This is a genomic window from Chromobacterium fluminis (assembly GCF_011602385.1).
GTDB lineage: Bacteria > Pseudomonadota > Gammaproteobacteria > Burkholderiales > Chromobacteriaceae > Chromobacterium > Chromobacterium fluminis.
Genome location: NZ_JAAOMA010000125.1, coordinates 1 through 585 on the forward strand (window position 1 = coordinate 1; position 585 = coordinate 585).

The window sequence follows — 585 nt, forward strand, 5'->3', positions numbered from 1 at the left end:
TGTGGGCGAACACGTGGCTGCGCAGCGCCGACAGCGCCACGTTGAACAACGACAGGATCAACAGCCCGACGGCGATCACGTCCAGGGTGTTGAAGGCGCGGTTGACCAGCACCTTGTCCATCACCACTTGGAAGAACAGCGGCGTCACCAGCGCGAACAGCTGCAACACCAGCGACACCGCCAGCACTTCCAGCAAGAGCTTTCGGTATTTGACGATGGCCGGCACGAACCAGGTGAAGTCGAACTTGGCCAGCGCGCCCGCCGCGGACGCGCGCGAGGCCAGCAGCAGCAGCCGGCCGGCGTAGCGCGCCGTCAGCTCCGCCTGGCTCAGCACTTGCGGCCGGCCGTGTTTGAGGTCGTGGATCAGCACTTTGTCGCCGTCGCAGCGGGCGATGATGAAGTGTTCGCCGTCCGGGCGCAGCGCCAGCGCCGGCAAGGCGGTCAGGCTGAGGCGGTCCGGGCTTTGTTTGACGATGCGGGCTTTAAGGTCCAGGCCTTTGGCGGCCAGCAGCAGGTCGGTTTCGCTGAAGGGTTCGGCCTGGCGGCCGTATTGGTGGGTGAGTTGCGCCGGGTCGGCGGCTACGC

Annotated in this window: 1 protein-coding gene; it reads right to left on the reverse strand. The window is 66.5% G+C overall.

The genetic code is table 11. The annotated features are described in order from the left end of the window. Positions 1-585, reverse strand: a 585-nt coding sequence (locus HA052_RS27170) for a cysteine peptidase family C39 domain-containing protein (protein ID WP_240937601.1), incomplete at both ends; no start/stop codon positions are given.